Origin of the sequence: Nocardia higoensis NBRC 100133 (assembly GCF_000308595.1) — a bacterium.
GTDB classification, from domain to species: Bacteria; Actinomycetota; Actinomycetes; order Mycobacteriales; family Mycobacteriaceae; genus Nocardia; species Nocardia higoensis.
This window is the reverse complement of sequence record NZ_BAGA01000123.1, coordinates 21,040-37,488: the sequence shown is the minus strand read 5'-3', so window position 1 is coordinate 37,488 and position 16,449 is coordinate 21,040. Positions and strand designations below refer to the sequence as shown.

General features: G+C 69.8%; 15 protein-coding genes. 9 read left to right on the top strand and 6 right to left on the bottom strand.

Annotation, left to right across the window (positions count from 1 at the left end; translation table 11 throughout):
- Positions 1-92: 92 nt before the first annotated feature.
- On the top strand, positions 93-1,046 hold the full coding sequence (locus ON26_RS22565) for a phosphodiesterase (RefSeq protein WP_169333760.1): 954 nt from the start codon (positions 93-95) through the stop codon (positions 1,044-1,046).
- Here the strand turns inward: ON26_RS22565 and ON26_RS22560 are convergent.
- On the bottom strand, positions 994-2,445 hold the full coding sequence (locus ON26_RS22560) for a stealth family protein (protein ID WP_040798267.1): 1,452 nt from the start codon (positions 2,443-2,445) through the stop codon (positions 994-996). The genes ON26_RS22565 and ON26_RS22560 overlap by 53 nt on opposite strands.
- A 373-nt stretch (positions 2,446-2,818) precedes the next feature.
- On the opposite strand from ON26_RS22560, the gene ON26_RS22555 reads away from it, so the two are divergent.
- Both ON26_RS22555 and ON26_RS22550 read left to right on the top strand, forming a co-directional pair.
- Positions 2,819-3,274, top strand: a complete 456-nt coding sequence (locus tag ON26_RS22555) for a hypothetical protein (RefSeq protein ID WP_040798264.1) — start codon at positions 2,819-2,821, stop codon at positions 3,272-3,274.
- Positions 3,275-3,326: 52 nt separating this feature from the next.
- Entirely contained in the window at positions 3,327-3,902 is a 576-nt protein-coding gene (locus ON26_RS22550) for a TerD family protein (RefSeq protein ID WP_040798261.1), read from the top strand.
- A gap of 22 nt (positions 3,903-3,924) precedes the next feature.
- Here the strand turns inward: ON26_RS22550 and ON26_RS22545 are convergent, their stop codons facing one another.
- The 5 genes from ON26_RS22545 to ON26_RS22525 all read right to left on the bottom strand — a co-directional run bounded on the left by ON26_RS22545 (position 3,925) and on the right by ON26_RS22525 (position 10,384).
- Complete coding sequence (locus ON26_RS22545; RefSeq protein WP_040798257.1) at positions 3,925-5,322, bottom strand: MATE family efflux transporter; 1,398 nt, start codon at positions 5,320-5,322, stop codon at positions 3,925-3,927.
- Between the two features lie 115 nt (positions 5,323-5,437).
- Complete coding sequence (locus tag ON26_RS22540; RefSeq protein ID WP_040798254.1) at positions 5,438-6,472, bottom strand: PLP-dependent cysteine synthase family protein; 1,035 nt, start codon at positions 6,470-6,472, stop codon at positions 5,438-5,440.
- A 90-nt stretch (positions 6,473-6,562) separates the two neighbouring features.
- Complete coding sequence (locus ON26_RS22535; protein WP_306307252.1) at positions 6,563-8,119, bottom strand: alanine racemase; 1,557 nt, start codon at positions 8,117-8,119, stop codon at positions 6,563-6,565.
- A complete protein-coding gene (locus tag ON26_RS22530; RefSeq protein ID WP_174375433.1) occupies positions 8,110-9,120 on the bottom strand; it encodes an ornithine cyclodeaminase family protein in 1,011 nt (336 codons plus the stop codon). The genes ON26_RS22535 and ON26_RS22530 overlap by 10 nt, the downstream gene beginning before the upstream one ends.
- Positions 9,092-10,384 (bottom strand): TauD/TfdA family dioxygenase, encoded by a 1,293-nt coding sequence (locus ON26_RS22525; protein ID WP_245545980.1) that lies wholly within the window; start codon positions 10,382-10,384, stop codon positions 9,092-9,094. Before ON26_RS22525 ends, ON26_RS22530 begins: the two co-directional genes overlap by 29 nt.
- 109 nt (positions 10,385-10,493) lie before the next feature.
- Between ON26_RS22525 and ON26_RS22520 the strand changes: the two genes are divergently transcribed.
- The 6 genes from ON26_RS22520 (at position 10,494) to ON26_RS22495 (ending at position 16,446) form a co-directional block, all read left to right on the top strand.
- The gene (locus tag ON26_RS22520; RefSeq protein ID WP_040798249.1) at positions 10,494-11,219 is read left to right on the top strand and encodes a lytic transglycosylase domain-containing protein; all 726 of its coding nucleotides are present in this window, start codon (positions 10,494-10,496) and stop codon (positions 11,217-11,219) included.
- Positions 11,220-11,462: 243 nt separating this feature from the next.
- A complete protein-coding gene (eno, locus tag ON26_RS22515) occupies positions 11,463-12,749 on the top strand; it encodes a phosphopyruvate hydratase (RefSeq protein WP_040798246.1) in 1,287 nt (428 codons plus the stop codon).
- 15 nt (positions 12,750-12,764) lie between these two features.
- The gene (locus ON26_RS22510; protein ID WP_040798243.1) at positions 12,765-13,427 is read left to right on the top strand and encodes an FtsB family cell division protein; all 663 of its coding nucleotides are present in this window, start codon (positions 12,765-12,767) and stop codon (positions 13,425-13,427) included.
- Positions 13,424-13,942, top strand: coding sequence for a DUF501 domain-containing protein (locus ON26_RS22505; protein ID WP_040798240.1), 519 nt, complete (start codon positions 13,424-13,426; stop codon positions 13,940-13,942). Before ON26_RS22510 ends, ON26_RS22505 begins: the two co-directional genes overlap by 4 nt.
- A gap of 2 nt (positions 13,943-13,944) precedes the next feature.
- Positions 13,945-14,892 (top strand): Ppx/GppA phosphatase family protein, encoded by a 948-nt coding sequence (locus ON26_RS22500; RefSeq protein ID WP_040798238.1) that lies wholly within the window; start codon positions 13,945-13,947, stop codon positions 14,890-14,892.
- An 87-nt stretch (positions 14,893-14,979) separates the two neighbouring features.
- Positions 14,980-16,446 (top strand): peptide MFS transporter, encoded by a 1,467-nt coding sequence (locus ON26_RS22495; protein WP_051027370.1) that lies wholly within the window; start codon positions 14,980-14,982, stop codon positions 16,444-16,446.
- The last annotated feature ends 3 nt before the right edge of the window (positions 16,447-16,449 follow it).

Genomic DNA, 16,449 nt, shown 5'->3' with positions numbered 1-16,449 from the left:
CCTGGGGGAGAACGGTCGGCCGGACTTCGATATTCTGGCGTCGAATTCCCGAAGCCGACGGTGGTGGTGCCACCGGGAGGGGTGCCAGTCCGGTGCCGATCGACAGAGTCGCGGAGTATCCGCGGCCCGACCACATACTGTTCCATTTCAGTGATACGCATCTGATCGCCGGCGACGGTGATCTGTACGGCGCGGTGGATGCCGACCAGCGCCTGCGCGAGTTGATCGCGCACGCGGAGGCGAGCCGGATCAGGCCCACCGCGATCGTGTTCACCGGCGACCTGGTCGACCAGGGCGAGCCGGGCGCCTACGACAAGCTGCGGGCTCTGGTCGAGCCGTTCGCGCAGCGGGTCGGCGCGCCGGTGGTGTGGGTCATGGGCAATCACGACGACCGGCGCACGCTGCGCCGCCGCCTGCTCGACGCGCAGCCGACCGGTCAGCCGCTCGACGAGGTGCACACCATCGATGGACTGCGGATCATCGCGCTCGACACCACGGTTCCCGGCCACCACCACGGCGAGATCTCCGACGAGCAGCTGAACTGGTTGCGCGACGTGCTGTCCGAGCCCGCCCCGTTCGGCACCATCCTGGCCATGCACCATCCGCCGGTGCCGTGCCTGCTGGATCTGGCCGTCACCGTGGAACTACGCGAGCAGCGCAGGCTGGCCGAGGTGCTCCGGGGTTCCGACGTGCGCGCCATTCTGGCCGGGCACGTGCACTTCTCGACCTTCGCCACCTTCGCCGGCATCCCGGTCTCGGTGGCCTCGGCCAGCTGCTACACCCAGGATCTCTCGGTCGCCGAGGGCGGCCTACGCGGTCGCGACGGCGCGCAGGCGTTCAACTTCGTGCACGTCTACCCGGACACGGTCATGCACTCGGTGGTGGCGATCGACGCGGGCGCCACCGTCGGTGAGCCCGCCACCCCGGAGCAGGCGGCAGCGCGACTGGCCGCCGAGGGTATCGTGATCGCCCCGGCGGCCCGCATTCCACAGGTCATGCGGCGCCGGCAGTCGGCTCCACACGGTGGTGACGAGACGGTTCGATGATCCGCTCCCACGGCGCCGGATCCGGGAAGTAGTCCGACAGGAAGCGCGAGACCTCGCGCACCCGTTCGGATTCGGTGATCTCCGGGAAGCTGCTGTCGTTGAGGCAGAAGAAATCCAGGTCACGGCGCTCGGCGATCTCGTCGAGCAGAGCGAGTCCCTTGCGCAGGGTGGTGTCGACATAGCGGAAGCGCGCGGCCTCCTGTGGCACCGCGCGGCCGGTGAACAGCGCGTAGTAGTGGTAGAGCGAATTGGTCACCGAGATGTCGGTGGCGGCGCGGAAGCGGCTGTGGCTGGTACGGGCGAAATCTTCGGGGAACTGCTCTTCCATCTCCCGGAGTACGCTGCGGCGCAACGGGACCGGCGTGTGCTCGAGATGGCGGGTGATGACGTGGCCGAACCGCTGCGCCAGCAGCGCCCGGTTCACCCTGGCCGCGTTCTCGTAGCCGCTGCGCCGCTCGTTGCCGGTGCCCGGCCCGATGCGCAGATCGGCCTCGACGAACCGGCTGATGCCGCCGGGGGTGAAGAACATCGACGGCCGCACCGGGCGGGCGAAGAACATGTCGTCGTTGGAGTAGAGGAAATGCTCGCTGAGCCCGTCGATGTGCTGGAGCTGGCTCTCCACGGCGTGGGAATTGAAGACGGGCAGTCCGGAGGTGTCGGCGAAGTGGTCGACCGCGCGCACGATCGTCACCTTGGGATGGTCGGCGAGCCAGGCGGGCGGGCGGGAATCGGTGGCGATGAAGATCCGCCGGATCCACGGCGCGTTCTTGTCCACCGAGCGCAGCGCGTAGCGCAACTCGTCGATCTGGCGGATTCTGGCATCGGCGTCGTCGCCCTCACCGACGACCACCTGCGCCATCATCCCGGCACGGCGGGCGCGCAGTTCGGGATCGGAGCCGTCCACCCAGGAGAACACGATGTCGATGTCGAAATCGACGTCGGTGGCCTGCGGTGCGAACATGCCGGCCGGCGTGGGCCATCGGTGGTCGAACAGGGCGATATCGGTGAACTCCACGTCGGCCAGGTCGAACACCGTGCGGGTCAGGGCGTTCGGGCGCGGGCAGGACACCGTGTCGCCGTGGTATTCCCACAGTTCCAGCTCGACGTGGTGGGCCGGATCGAGGTCGCGGCCGAGGCGCAGCACGCCGGACGGGGCGATGTCGCAGAAGAATCCGGCGGCCATGGCGGCGGCCGTCACCCGGTCGGCGATCTCCCGGTGCGCCGCGTCGGCGGCGAGGATCAGGCGGTGATCGTGGTCGCGCACCAGCAGGAAGGGCACCGCGGCGGCGGCGAGCTGCTCGCGCAACCAGATCAGATCCGCCACCGCTGCCTGCGAATAGGCGAGATTGCCCGCTACGGGGCCGGTCGAACCCCTTGCTCCCGACGGTCGGTACACCATGTCGTTCTCACCTCACTCACGGCAGGGCGCTGTGCGGCGGGCACAGCGCGTCGTCGACGGGGGTGCGGTTCTTCCGGCCGGCTCGGAACGAAGAAGGACGGCCCGGGCGCGGCAGGGAAAACAGCACGCAAAAGCCGGACAGCCATCGGCCAGCAATCGATGAACGCCCCGTGAACAGGGCGTCGATTACGAATGATGCACCGGTGCGAACAGTCCGTCAATCGCAGTGATCACCCACCCGGACCGCGGGTCGGTGTGGTAGTGCTGGTCGACTGGGCGGATCCGTGAGCTCCGATGCGTCAGCGCGCAGCGCGGGCATCGACCTAGACTGGCACTGTGCGGCACAGCCCGCCGCGCACAACGATCCCACGAGGTGACCAAGGTGACATCCGATCATCCGGAGTTGGACGTGCTACCGGAGTGGCCGCAGGAGACCATCGCCGTGCTCGTCACGACGGATCCTGCGCCGCACGCGATCCCGGTGTCCTGGCCGGTGCGCGCCGGTGACCGCCGCATCCTGATCTCGCTGAAGTCCGACCGGGGTTCGCTGGCACGGTTGCGGGAGCGTCCGGAAGTCGCTCTGCTGGTCCTCGGTGGCGGGGATGTGGCGTTGTGCGCGCGGGGCGAGGCGAAGGTGATCGCCGAGGAGATGCCGGGCGCACAGGATTACGTCGCCGTGCAGTTGGATGTGACCGTGATCGACGATCACCGGCAGTCCGCGTTCTCGGTGGCGCAGGGTATTCAGCGCACCGTGCTCGACGAGTCCGAGCTCAACGCGCTGAAGGGCCGGGTCGCCACGTTGCGCGACTGGGCCGAGAACCCCAATTGAAAACTGTCACAACGAAAACCCCGCGTGAGGATGCGCGGACGGAAAGGGGATCATGAGCGTCACATTGGCCAAGGGCGGCAACGTCTCGCTGTCGAAGCAGGCCCCGAATCTGACGAAGGTCGCCGTCGGCCTCGGCTGGGATGTCCGCACCACCACGGGTGCCGACTACGACCTCGACGCCAGTGCCCTGGCGTGCGGTCCCAACCTGAAGGTCTTGTCGGACCAGCACTTCGTCTTCTACAACAATCTGCGCTCCCCGGAGGGCACCATCGAGCACACCGGTGACAACCTCACCGGTGAGGGCGAAGGCGACGACGAGACGATCAACATCGATCTGGCGGCCACCCCGCCGTCGATCACCAATATCTTCTTCCCGGTCTCCATCCACGACGCGGACGCGCGCAGCCAGTCCTTCGGGCAGATCCGCAACGCCTACATCCGCGTCATCGATCTCAACACCAATGCCGAGCTGGCCCGCTACGACCTGTCCGAGGACGCGTCCACCGAGACCGCGATGATCTTCGGCGAGTTGTACCGGCACGGCGGCGAGTGGAAGTTCCGCGCCATCGGTCAGGGCTATGCCTCGGGTCTCGGCGGCATCGCCCGGGACTACGGCGTGAACGTCTGAGCTCGCCCGACCCGAGTACGAACTACCCGGCCATGGCCTGCGGCACCCGCCGCGGCCGTGGCCGGGCGCGTTCGTCGAGCAGTGCGAAATAGCGCCGCAGCATGAGCACGGCGGTCGCCGCGAGTCCGGCGGTCAGACCCCACCAGACACCCGCCGCGCCGAGGCCGAGGGGCAGCGCGAGCAGCAGCGCGGTCGGCAGGCCGACGCCCCAGTAGCCGATCACCGAGAGCCGGAAGCCCGCGCCGGTCTCCTTCAACCCGCGCAGCAGACCGGTGCCGATGTTCTGGGCGGCGTCGAAGAACTGCAGCACGATGCCGATGAGCAGCAGGGTGCGCGCGACCTCCAGGCCGGCGATGTCGTCGGCGGCCAGAAACGGCCGCAGTACCAGTTGCGGCGCGAGCACGTACACCGCGCCGGTCACCACCGCGACCATGCCCGCCCAGCGCAGCGCCAGCCACGCCAAGGCACGGGCGCGCTCGTGTTCGTCGCGGGCCACCGCTCGGCTGACCAGGATCGACGCGCCGTGCGAGAGGCCGATGGCGACCTGGAACACGATGTAGATGATCTGGTAGACGACATTGTGGGCGGCCAGCGCGGCCGGGCCGATGGTGCCCATGACCAGCGCCAGCACCGAGAACATGCCCGCTTCGGATCCGTAGGTGAGCGCGATCGGCGTGCCGAGTCGCAGCTCGGAGACGACCGTGGCGCGGCGCACCGGCCACGGCCGGACCGACAGCATCGGCGCCAGTTCGTCGTCGCGGCGCACCATCGCCCAGAAGACACCGCAGGTGATCAGGAAGACCAGCGAGGTCGCCACGCCGATGCCGGTCAGGCCGAGGGCGGGCAGACCCGCCCAGCCGTGCATGAAGACCAGGGCCAGCGCCAGGTTCAGGGCGATCGAGCCGAGCGTCACCGTCAGCAGTGCCTGCGGCCGTTGCCTGCCGACGGTGTACTGACGCAACACCTGGAACCACAGGCAGGGCAGCAGCCCGGGGGCGAGCGCGACCATGAGCGGACGCGCGTCGGCGAGCACCCCGGCATCCTGGCCCAGCCACTGCAACGACCAGCCGAGCCCGATCAGCAGCGCGCCGCCGAGCAGGCCGGCCGCGGTGGCGACGAGGAAGCTGGCGCGCACGATCTCACGGACCTCGTCGTGCGCGGATTCGCCCCGCTTGCTCGCCCCGCCGACCGCCGCGGCGACCTGGTTGCCGGTGCCGGTGATCAGGCCGACGCACATGGTGCGGATCTGGTTGAACAGCACCAGTGCCAGGCCGCCCGCCGCGACCTCGCGAACGCCCAGCGTGCCCATCAGCGCGATATTCGTGGTGGAGACGGCGACCTGGGCCAGCTGGGTGAGCGCGATCGGCGTCGCCAGCGCGGCGAGCCGGCGCCCGTCCGGGGTGAACGTGCCGAGATTCATCTGTCCACCTCGTTGTGAACGGTCGGCTCCGGCGCCCCACCGAAGCCGAGGTCGATTAGGTAAACCAACCCTAAGTTATGGCGGCCCTTGCGAGAACGTGATTCTCCGCACTCGATCATCGTGCCTCCGCCAGATCCGGCCGCCGGGCGGCGGGGGCGTACCGGCGCAACATGGCGCGCACCCGTTCCTCGGCGGCGGGATCGAGCAGCTCGCGCGCGCCCATCCAGCTGTCGTCGAAGACGGTGTCGAGGTACTTCTCGCCGCCGTCGCAGACGATGGTGACCACCGTCGAGCCGGGCGGGAACTGCTCGAGCCGCTCCAGTCCGACGAACACCGAGCCGCCCGCCGAGCCGCCGATCATCAGCCCGAGCTCGGCGGCCACCGCGCGGGCGGTGGCGAAGGCGTCGACGTCGGATACCTTCACCCCCTCGTCGAGCAGGGTGTAGTCCACGGCGGTGCCGATGGTCGCGCCGGGCGGGGTGCCGGTGCCGGACTGCCAGTACGGCCCGCCCGGTCCGCCGAAGGCGATCGAGCCCACCGGCTCCACGCCGATCACTCGTGGCGGGCAGCCCAGCTCGCGCAGCCGGGTGGCGGTGCCGAACAGCGAGCCGCCGGTGCCCACCGCCGAGAGCAGGATGTCGACCCGCTCGACGTCCTCCAGCAATTCTTCGGCGACCGGGTAGTAGCCGACCGCGTTGGCGTCGTTGTTGTGCTGCTCGGTGAAATACGCGCCCGCCCGACCGGCGGCCATCGCCTCGGCCAGATCCTCCCTGGCCGAGGTCGCCAGGTTGTCGTCGCCGTCGTCGGCGACGAATACCAGCTCCGCACCCATCGCTCGCATCGCGCGCAGTTTGTCCTTACAGGCGTGGTGATCGACTACCGCGGTGAAGCGATACCCGCGTTCGGCGGCTACCACCGCGAGGCCGAGTCCGGTATTGCCGGATGTGGACTCGATGATATGTCCGCCAACTTCCAGCAACCCGCGACGCTCCGCGTCGAGGACCATTTCGCGGGCCATCCGGATCTTGGCCGCGCCGGTCGGGTTGAACTGCTCGAGCTTGAGCAGTAACCGGGTGCCGGAATCGGTGGCGGCGAGTTCGAACAGGGGCGTGCGGCCGATCAGGTCGGTCACGCGCGTGACGAGCGGCATGGCTGTCTCCTCGGGCAGGGCCCGGTCACGGCGCGGCTGATCGGCGCGCGGGCGTGACCGATGGTGGTGTGGTGTGTGGGTGGGGCGCGCTCAGCGGGCGTCGAGAGCCCAGCGCAACCGGTCGCCGTCGGCTTCGTGCAGCACGACCTTCGGCGGGAGGGGTAGTTCGTGGAAAGCGGACTCGTTGGAGTCCATCTGGTAGCCGGCCGTGTTCGGGTAGACCAGCAGGTCGCCGGACTCGGCGGGGCGCGGCAGCGGGATGCGCCGCCAGCTGAGCATGTCCGATTCCAGACAGCTCGCCGCCCCGACGCTGGTCGGCGTCGGCTCGGCGGGGGAGCGGGCCGCGTCCGGGCGTGGTGGCCACAGCAGCGGGTCGGGGAGGTACTCGCTGGCGAACCACTGCTCGGACAGGCTCAGGCTGGTGCCGTCCACGGTCAGCAGCCGGTAGGGACTGCCGTGCGCGTGGCGGGTCTTGGCGCCGCGCACTCCGAAAACGGTGCTCCCCGCGTGTGCGAGCAGTGCCCGGCCCGGCTCGACGGCCGGCCGGATACCGTTGTCGCGCAGGATTTCCGCCAGGCTCGCGCGAGCCGTACCGGCGGGGGGCGGACAGTCGTGGGCCAGGATCGCGCCGAGCATGGCCGCACCGGGAACCGGGAAGTGATACGGGTAATACGTACCGAAGGACTTGCCCGCGTGAAACCACGTGTCCTCGGCATTCGCGGTGAACTCCGCCCACGCGTCGGCGGAGAGGTAGTCCACGCCGAAACCGCCGCCGATGGAGAGCACGGTGATCTCGTGGCCGCGTTCGCGCGCGCGCAGGCTCCGCCCGACCAGTTCGGCGGCGAACACGGCCCGCGCCGCCGCGTCGTAGCCGGACAGGTGGAAACTGAACCCGGTCAGGCGGACTTCCGTCTGTCCGGCGAGGACTTCGACCGCCTCGTCGAGTTCGGCGCCGGTCATGCCGAAGCGGCTGTCCGTCCCTTCCGGCAACGCGCGCAACAACACCCGCGCCGCGATCCCGGCGCCGATCAGCCGGTCCAGCTCGTCGAGCGCGTCGATCGCGATCAGCGCGCCGTGCCGGGACGCCAGCCAGATCAGCTCCGCCGACTTCGCGGGCCCGGTGACCATCAGCTCGTCACCGCGCACCCCCTGCGCCAGCGCCGCCGTCAGCTCGCCGACGCTGGACACGTCGACACCGGCGCCTTGCTCGGCGCACGCCCGCGCCACGCACGCCGCCTTGTTGGCCTTCTTTCCGTAGTAGACGACGCCGTCCACCCCGGCCGCGGCGAATGCCTGCTGGAACTCGGCGATATTGCGCCGCACCCGTGCGGGATACATCAGGTGGAACGGGGTGCCGACCGCGAAAGCGATGTCGCCCAGCAGATTCGGATCCGCGAGGATGCGCTCCTCCCACGGGTCCAGCCGGGCGGGCATCGGGGCCGCCGTGATCGTCGCCCCGCCGGCGGTGGGCGGCCACCCCGGAATCGGCAGCGGCTCGGTCATATCGGGCAGCGGTTCCGGTTCCGGGTCGGGAGGCGGAACGACTTCCGGCGTGTCCGTGGGTGGGGCCACGCGGTGGGCCGGGTCGACCTCGAAGAGGACCATGTCCCCGGAGGCGGCGAGATCGACGGCGGTCTCTAGTCCCACAGGGCGACCTCCGTGCCGCGCCCCTGGGAGATGGCGAGTTCGGCGAGGGCGTGCGCGACGGCGATGTCGGTGAGCACCAGGCCGCTGTTGTAGACGAAGATCTTCTCCTCGTCGCCGCGGCGGCCGACCGCGCGCCTGTCCAGGATGCGCGGTAGTTCGGCGTCGACCTCGCGCAGCCTGCCGTCCGGACCGGCCATGTCGGTGCCGGTCAGGCGCATCTGCTCGGCGCTGGTGGCGATCACGCGGTCGGCCTTCCCCAGGGCCGAGGGGGCGAGGCCGTAGCCGACCAGCACGGCGGTGGAGCCGGGCGCCAGATCCTCGGCCTCCAGCGCGACTTCGGTGCCGGGCCCGGCCGTGGCCAGCACCACGTCGGCGCTCGCGGCGGCCGCCCGCGGATCGTCGACCGTCTCCAGCAGCGCGTGCCGGTCGTACTCGGCCAGTTGCCGATGCACCGCCGCCAGCCCTTCGGGATGGGTGCCGTACACCATCAGCTTGCGCAACTGCGGATTCGCCGCAAGCAGGTGCGGCAGCGCGTTGCGCCCCTGGGTGCCCGTGCCGATCAGCAGCACGCTCTCGGCGCCGCGGCGGACGGTCTCGCGCACCAGCAGCGCCGACACCGCGGGCGTGCGCAGGGCGCCCACGCGCGCGCAGTCCATCATGGCGATGGGCGCGCCGTTGGTGTCGTCGTAGAGGGTGATGGTCGTGTAGTAGCGCTTGGTGCTGCGGTCGTGGCCCGGATCGAACTTGTAGCTGGTCTTCATGGCGACCACCCGCCGCCTGCCGTCGCGGCCGAGCATGGCGTAGGCGACCGACCAGCCGTCCGGATTCGCCACGCTGAGCTTGCGCGGGTTGTCCGAATCGCCCGCCGCGAACGCCAGATACGCGTCCTCGACGGCGCGGACCACTTCGCCGGGAGTGATCGGCACGTCGGCCAGATCGCTGCGGCTGAGCACGCGCAGGGGCGTGCTCCGGTCACGAGTGTTCACGGCGTCCTCGTCCATCAGATGTCGTTTCCCGCTCTGCTACCGCTCGGCCGGCCCGTGTCCGGAACGGGGCTGATCCGAATGGAGCAACGATCTGCTGCCCGTACCCATTCTCGTCGGCCTCGGCCCGGTGCCGCCGTCGATCCGGCACGCGGACGTTGACCCGTTTGAGCCAGCGATCGGTGCCGTCGTACCGCGCGGTGAACGGCACCCGGCCGTGGACGGCGACATCGTTGTCCACCAGCAGCAGCTCGCCCGGCGCCAGCGCGACAGTGACACAGACCCTTTCCAGCTCCGCGCCCAAGCGGGCGTAGGCGCGGCGGTAGGCGGGATCGGCGTCGTCGAGCGGTGTGTACGCGGGATCGTAGCGCAGCGTGGGATGTGTTGCGGTGTCGTCGTTTCCGGCCTCGATCCACAGTGTCGGCAGCGGCGGGGCGGGGTTGCCGAGGTGGTCGTCGCCGTAGGAGACGTCCGGCAGGATCGGCAGTGTCGCAGTGGCGAGCAGGGCCAGGTCCGCGGCATCCAGATCGATCTGGAGAACCGAGGATACGGTGGTGCCCACCGCGTCGGGATTGCGCAGGCACGCCAGCATGAGCAGATTCGCCCGATCCGGGTGGAAGGCGTCCTCGGTGTGCGGGCTCAGCAGTGTCTTGCTGCTGGCTCCGGACTGTTCGAGTTCGTGGCCGGGGGTGGGCAGGATGTTGTTCACCAGCCGTCCCGCCTGCTGCCCCGCCCAGCCGAACGGTTCGCCCGCGCACCGGGCCAGCAGCAGCACCGCGATGTCCAGGCTCAGCGATTCACGATGTCGCGGTTCACCCGCCAGCCGGGCAGCATCGCGCCAATTGTTCGGCGTGGCACCCAGTTTCGGGTCGGACACGGGTAGGCTGCCGAGGATCGCCGCGCCTGCCGGCCCTTCGGGCGGACGGACGGCGACGCGCACTTCCCCCGGCAGTTCGCCGACGCGTTCGTCCACCAGATCGATCAGTGCCGGGTCGGTCAGCGTCCGGCTGTGTTCGGCGGCCCCGGGTAAGAGTTTCAGTGTGTCGGAGATCTCATCGGCCAGCGCGCGCACGGCGTGTGCGGCGGCCGGGGAGAGCTCGCGTCGTTCGATTTCCGGTGGGTGAAGCGCATTACGTTCGGGGAGAACGCTTTTCACCTGGGAGTTCCCTTCTTCGCATAGGGTCGAAACGCGGTGGGAGCGAATGGAATGCGAAGTTAGTCGGTCACCTCTGCTTAAGCAAGCCTTACCTAAGAATGTCGCCCAAAAATAGCGAAATCGCATGAAAGGCTAGAGCCCCCGGGGGTTCTGCGGCGTCATTTGCCCGGCCATCGGGTGGTCGGTGATCGCCCGGCACATCGCCCGCCGCCGAAATCGGCATTATTGAGAGGTGATGTCGAAGAAGTCCGGCGTTCCGCTCGTCGCCGCCGCCGCGGTGGTGGCCGCGGTGGTCGCCGGATGTGGTGTGGGACAACCGCCGATCCCGGAGGGCATCCCGCCCGGGCCGGGGACGCCGTTGCCGGGGATCGATGTGAACGCGCCCGGGCGCGCCGCACTGCAACTGCGCGACTGGGCCGAGGAGCAGTCCGGCGCACTGCGCATTCCCACCGTCGCGCTGGAGGCCTATGGCTACGCCGCCGCGGTCATGGCCGTGTCCCGGCCGGGGTGCGGCATCGCCTGGACCACGCTGGCCGGCATCGCCAGCGTCGAGAGCAAGCACGGCACCCACCGTGACGCCGAACTCCACGACGACGGCGTCGTGCGCCCGCCGATCATCGGCATCGCCCTCGACGGCGCTCCCGGCATCGCGACGATCACCGACACCGACGGCGGCAGGCTCGACGGCGATCCCGTCCACGACCGGGCGGTCGGGCCGTTGCAGTTCATCCCGGAGACCTGGCAGCGCTGGGCCGCGGACGCCAACGGCGACGGGGTGCTCGATCCGCAGAGCATCGACGACGCCGCGCTGACCGCGGCCCGCTATCTGTGCGCCAGCGGCGGAGACCTCACCTCGCAGGGCGGCTGGCAGCAGGCGGTGCTCACCTACAACCAGTCGACCAGCTACATGAACACCGTCCGCCATCGCGCCGCCGCCTACAGCGTGGGCCGCCGGGTGTGAGCTCGCGCCCGGCCGTGAGTCGTGGTGATGGTGGGGCATCCGGTGCTGTCGGGGGAAACGGTGATCGTGGGGCGGTGATCACCGAGACGGTGGTCTCGGGGCCCGGCGGTCTCGGGAGGATCGATGATGTCCGGGGACTCGGAGTGCCGGTTACCTCGTGCGCGGCGGGGGCGCTAGGCTCGGCACCGCACGGCTCAATCCCGTCAGACCCACCGTGCCAGCAGCCGAAGGAGAGTCGTTTTCGTGGCCATCATCGAACAGGTCGGAGCGCGCGAAATCCTGGATTCCCGCGGAAATCCCACCGTCGAGGTCGAGATCGCCCTCGACGACGGCACCCTGACCAGGGCCGCGGTGCCTTCCGGCGCCTCCACCGGCGAGCACGAGGCCGTCGAACTGCGTGACGGCGGCGACCGTTACCTGGGCAAGGGTGTGCTCAAGGCCGTCGAGGGCGTCCTCGACGAGATCGCCCCGGCCGTCATCGGCCTGGACGCGGTCGAACAGCGCACCGTCGACCAGGTCCTGCTCGACCTCGACGGCACCCCGGACAAGTCGCGTCTGGGCGCCAACGCCCTGCTCGGCGTCTCGCTCGCGGTGGCCCGCGCGGCCGCGGAGTCCTCGGGCCTGGAGCTGTTCCGCTACCTGGGCGGCCCGAACGCCCACGTGCTGCCCGTCCCGATGATGAACATCCTCAACGGTGGCGCGCACGCCGACACCGGCGTCGACGTCCAGGAGTTCATGGTCGCGCCCATCGGCGCGCCGACCTTCAAGGAGTCGCTGCGCTGGGGCGCGGAGGTGTATCACGCGCTGAAGGCTGTGCTGAAGTCGAAGGGCCTGTCCACCGGTCTCGGCGACGAGGGCGGCTTCGCTCCCGACGTGGCCGGCACCCGTGAGGCCCTCGACCTGATCGGCGAGGCCATCGCCAAGACCGGCCTGAAGCTGGGTACCGACGTCGCGCTGGCGCTCGACGTCGCGGCGACCGAGTTCTACACCACCGGCAGCGGCTACAAGTTCGAGGGCGTCGTCCGCTCCGCCGAGGAGATGGCGCAGTTCTACGCCGAACTGCTCACCGCCTACCCGCTGGTTTCCATCGAGGACCCGCTGTCGGAGGACGACTGGGACGGCTGGGTCGCGCTCACCGATCAGATCGGCGACAAGATCCAGCTGGTCGGCGACGACCTGTTCGTCACCAACCCCGAGCGCCTGGAGGACGGCATCGCCAAGGGCGCGGCCAACGCGCTGCTGGTGAAGGTCAACCAGATCGGCACCCTGACCGAGACCCTCGACGCCGTCGACCTCGCGCACCGCAGCGGCTACAAGACCATGATGTCGCACCGTTCCGGCGAGACCGAGGACACCACCATCGCCGACCTGGCCGTGGCTGTGGGCAGCGGTCAGATCAAGACCGGTGCGCCCGCTCGCTCCGAGCGCGTCGCCAAGTACAACCAGCTGCTGCGCATCGAGGACGCGCTCGGTGATTCCGCCCGTTACGCCGGCGACGTCGCGTTCCCGCGTTTCGCGTTCGAAGGGTAAGGACCGGGACGTTTCATGACGGAGCGACGTGCGCGCGGAAGCAGCCCGGCAGGGCGCGGTGACCGCCGCACGTCGCGATCCGCTCGTTCCCGCCCCCGCGCCGATGCCGAGGCGGCGGCCCGTCCGTCCGCCGCGCGTCCGCGCAAACGGGTCGAGTCCGGGGAGAAGCTGCGCGCCGAACCCCGCAAGATCGCCGCGCGCCGTGCGGACAAGCAGTCCGAACACACGATCCTGGGACTGTCCCGCGGCAAGGCGATCATCCTCGCGATGGTCGTCTGCGCGCTCGCGCTGACCCTGTCGGTGCCGATGCGCACCTATTTCAGCCAGCGTGCCGAGGCCACCGAACTGGCCCAGGAGCGTCGCGAACTCGAAGCCGATCTGGCCCGCCTGCGCGATCGCCGTGCGCAGCAACAGGATCCGGCCTTCATCCGTTCCGAGGCCAAGGACCGGCTGCGCCTGGTGATGCCGGGGGAAACCCCCTACATCGTGCAGGTCCCCGGCATCGAGGCCCCGCCGCGGCCGTCCGGCCCGACCCAGTCCAAGTCTCCCGACCCCTGGTACACCGACCTCTGGCACACCATCGCCGAGCCCCCGCCCGCCGAGACCGCACCCGAAACGCCCGACCCGGCAGCCGAATCCGTTCCGCCTGCCCCGCCCGCCCCGGAAGGACCACGGTGAGCGCACCGACCGACCGCGACCTCGAGATCGTCGCCGAGCAGCTCGGCCGCGCCCCCCGAGGTGTGCTCGCCATCGCCTATCGCACCCCCGACGGCGTGCCCGCCGTGGTCAAGACCGCGCCACGGCTGCCCGACGGCACCCCCTTCCCGACCCTCTACTACCTGACCGATCCGCGCCTGACCGCCGAGGCGAGCAGGCAGGAATCGGCCGGCGTCATGCGCGAGATGACCGAGCGCCTGCAGAACGACCCCGAGCTGGCCGCCGCCTACCGCGCCGCGCACGAGAGCTACCTGGCCGAGCGCAACGAGATCGAGTCGCTGGGAACAAATTTCACCGGCGGCGGCATGCCCGAACGGGTCAAGTGCCTGCACGTGCTCATCGCGCATGCGCTGGCCAAGGGGCCGGGCGTGAACCCGCTGGGCGACGAATCCGTCGCGCTGGCCGCCGAACACGGTTTGCGCGGAACCGTCGTTCCGGCAGACTGGCCGCAGTATTCGCGCGAGGACGGAGCCTGACCATGTCCGACAGGGTGGCCGCGGTCGATTGCGGCACGAACTCCATCCGCTTGCTGATCGCCGACGTGCAGCCCGACGGCCGCCTCGCCGATGTGCACCGGGAGATGCGGATCGTGCGCCTCGGCCAGGGTGTCGACGCGACCGGCGCCTTCGCGCCCGAGGCCATCGAGCGCACCCGCGTCGCGCTGGCCGACTACGTCGACACGATGATCGAGACCGGTGTCGTCAAGGTGCGCATGGTGGCCACCTCCGCCACCCGTGACGCCGCCAATCGCGAGGACTTCTTCGCCATGGCCCGCGCCGAACTCGGTCGCGCCGTGCCCGGCTCGGCAGCCGAGGTCATCACCGGCGACGAGGAGGCCAGGCTGTCGTTCACCGGCGCCATCGGCGAACTGTCCGGCAGCGCGGGCCCCTTCGTGGTCGTCGATCTGGGCGGCGGGTCCACGGAGCTGGTGTTCGGCGACGCCGAGGGCGTCGAGTTCGCCGTCTCCTCCGACATCGGCTGTGTGCGCATCACCGAACGCTGCCTGCACGACGACCCGCCGACCGCCGAGCAGATCGCCGCGGGCCGGGAGTTCGCCGCCCAGCGGCTGGCGAAGGCGTTCGAGACGATCCCGCTGGAGCGCGCCCACACCTGGGTCGGCGTGGCGGGCACCATGACCACCCTCGCCGCGCTGGCGCTGGAACTGCCCGAGTACGACGCCGAGCGTGTCCACCTCGCCGAGTTGCCGCTGGACAAGGTCCACGAGACCTGCCGGCGGCTGATCTCGCTCAGCCACGACGAGCGCGCCGCGCTGGGACCCGTCCATCCCGGCCGGGTCGATGTCATCGGCGGCGGCGCGGTGATCACCGAACTGCTCGCCGACGAGCTGGCCCGCCGGGCGGGCATCGGCGCGCTGATCGTCAGCGAGCACGACATTCTCGACGGCATCGCGCTGTCGATCGCCTGACCCGCCCCGCGGCCTGCCACATACCCGCTCCGCGGGTTACGGCGTGGTGATGACTGGTCGATAGCCGGCATGTGAAATCGTCGATCCATGTCCCGAGCCGTCCGATCCGATGTGGTGGTACCGGAGCGTACGTTGTTCGGGCACCCGATCGGATTGGCCAACCTCTTCGGGGTCGAGCTGTGGGAGCGTTTCTCCTTCTACGGCATGCTCACGATCCTCGGCTACTACCTGTACTACTCGGTGACCGAGGGTGGCCTCGGGATGGAGAAGGGCACCGCGGTCGGCATCGTCGGCGCCTACGGCGGTCTGGTCTACCTGTCCACCGTGCTCGGCGGCTGGATAGCCGATCGGCTGCTGGGCATGGAACGCACCGTCTTCTACGGCGGCGTCGTCGTGGTCGCGGGTCACCTCGCGCTGGCCGTGCTGCCGGGTCTGTCCGGCGTCGGCGTAGGCCTGGCGCTGGTCGCCCTGGGCAGCGGCGCACTCAAGGCCAATGTCTCCTCCCTGCTCGGCACCCTCTACGAGCCCGGCGACGCGCGGATCGACGGCGGCTTCACCCTCTTCTACCTCGGCATCAACCTGGGCGCGCTCATCGGCCCGCTGCTCACCGGCCTGCTGCAGACCCACCTGGGCTTCCACTACGGCTTCGGCGCCGCCGCCATCGGCATGACCCTCGGGCTGACCCAGTACGCGATCTTCCGGCGCAATCTCGGCACCGCGGGCCGGGAGGTGCCCAATCCGCTGCCGCGCCGACAATTCGCCCCGATCATGGGCGCGCTGGCCGCGGCCACGGCGGTGGCCGTCGCGGTCTGGTCGTTCGGCTGGGTCTCGCTCGGCAATCTGGCTGAGGTGACCACCGGTGTCATCGTGGCCGTTTCGGTCGTCTACTTCGTCGTCATGCTGCGCAGTCCGACCGTCACCGCGCTGGAGCGCAGCCGGGTGCGCGCGTTCCTGCCGCTGTTCGTCGCCAATGCCGTGTTCTGGTCGCTGTTCCAGCAGATCTTCACCGTCTTCGCCGTCTACTCCGACGAGCGGATGAACTGGAGCGTCTTCGGCTGGACCGCCCCCAGCAGCTGGATCGGCTCGGTCGAGCCGGTGTGGATCATCGTGCTGTCGCCGTTGTTCGCGCTGATGTGGACGCGGCTGGGCAATCGCGCGCCGAGCACCCCGCGCAAGTTCGCCCTCGGTGTGATGGGGATGGGTGCGGCGTTCCTGTTGTTCGTGCCGCTCGCGGGCTTCTCCGGACGGACGGTGCCCGCGTTGCTGGTGCTGATCGTCATGGCCGGATTCGCGGTTTCGGAGCTGCTGCTGTCCCCGATCGGCCTGGCGGTGACCACGCAGCTGGCGCCCGAGGCATTCCGGGCCCAGATGATGGCTTTGTATTTCTTTTCCGTGGGTATCGGTACATCTATGTCCGGTGTGCTCGCCCGTTTCTACGATCCCGCCCACGAGGCCGCCTACTTCGGCGTCATCGGCGTGGTCACGATCGCGGTGGGCGCGCTCGTGGCTGCCGTGGGTCCGTGGATCAGCCGCGCGATGGCCGGCGTCCATTAGCAG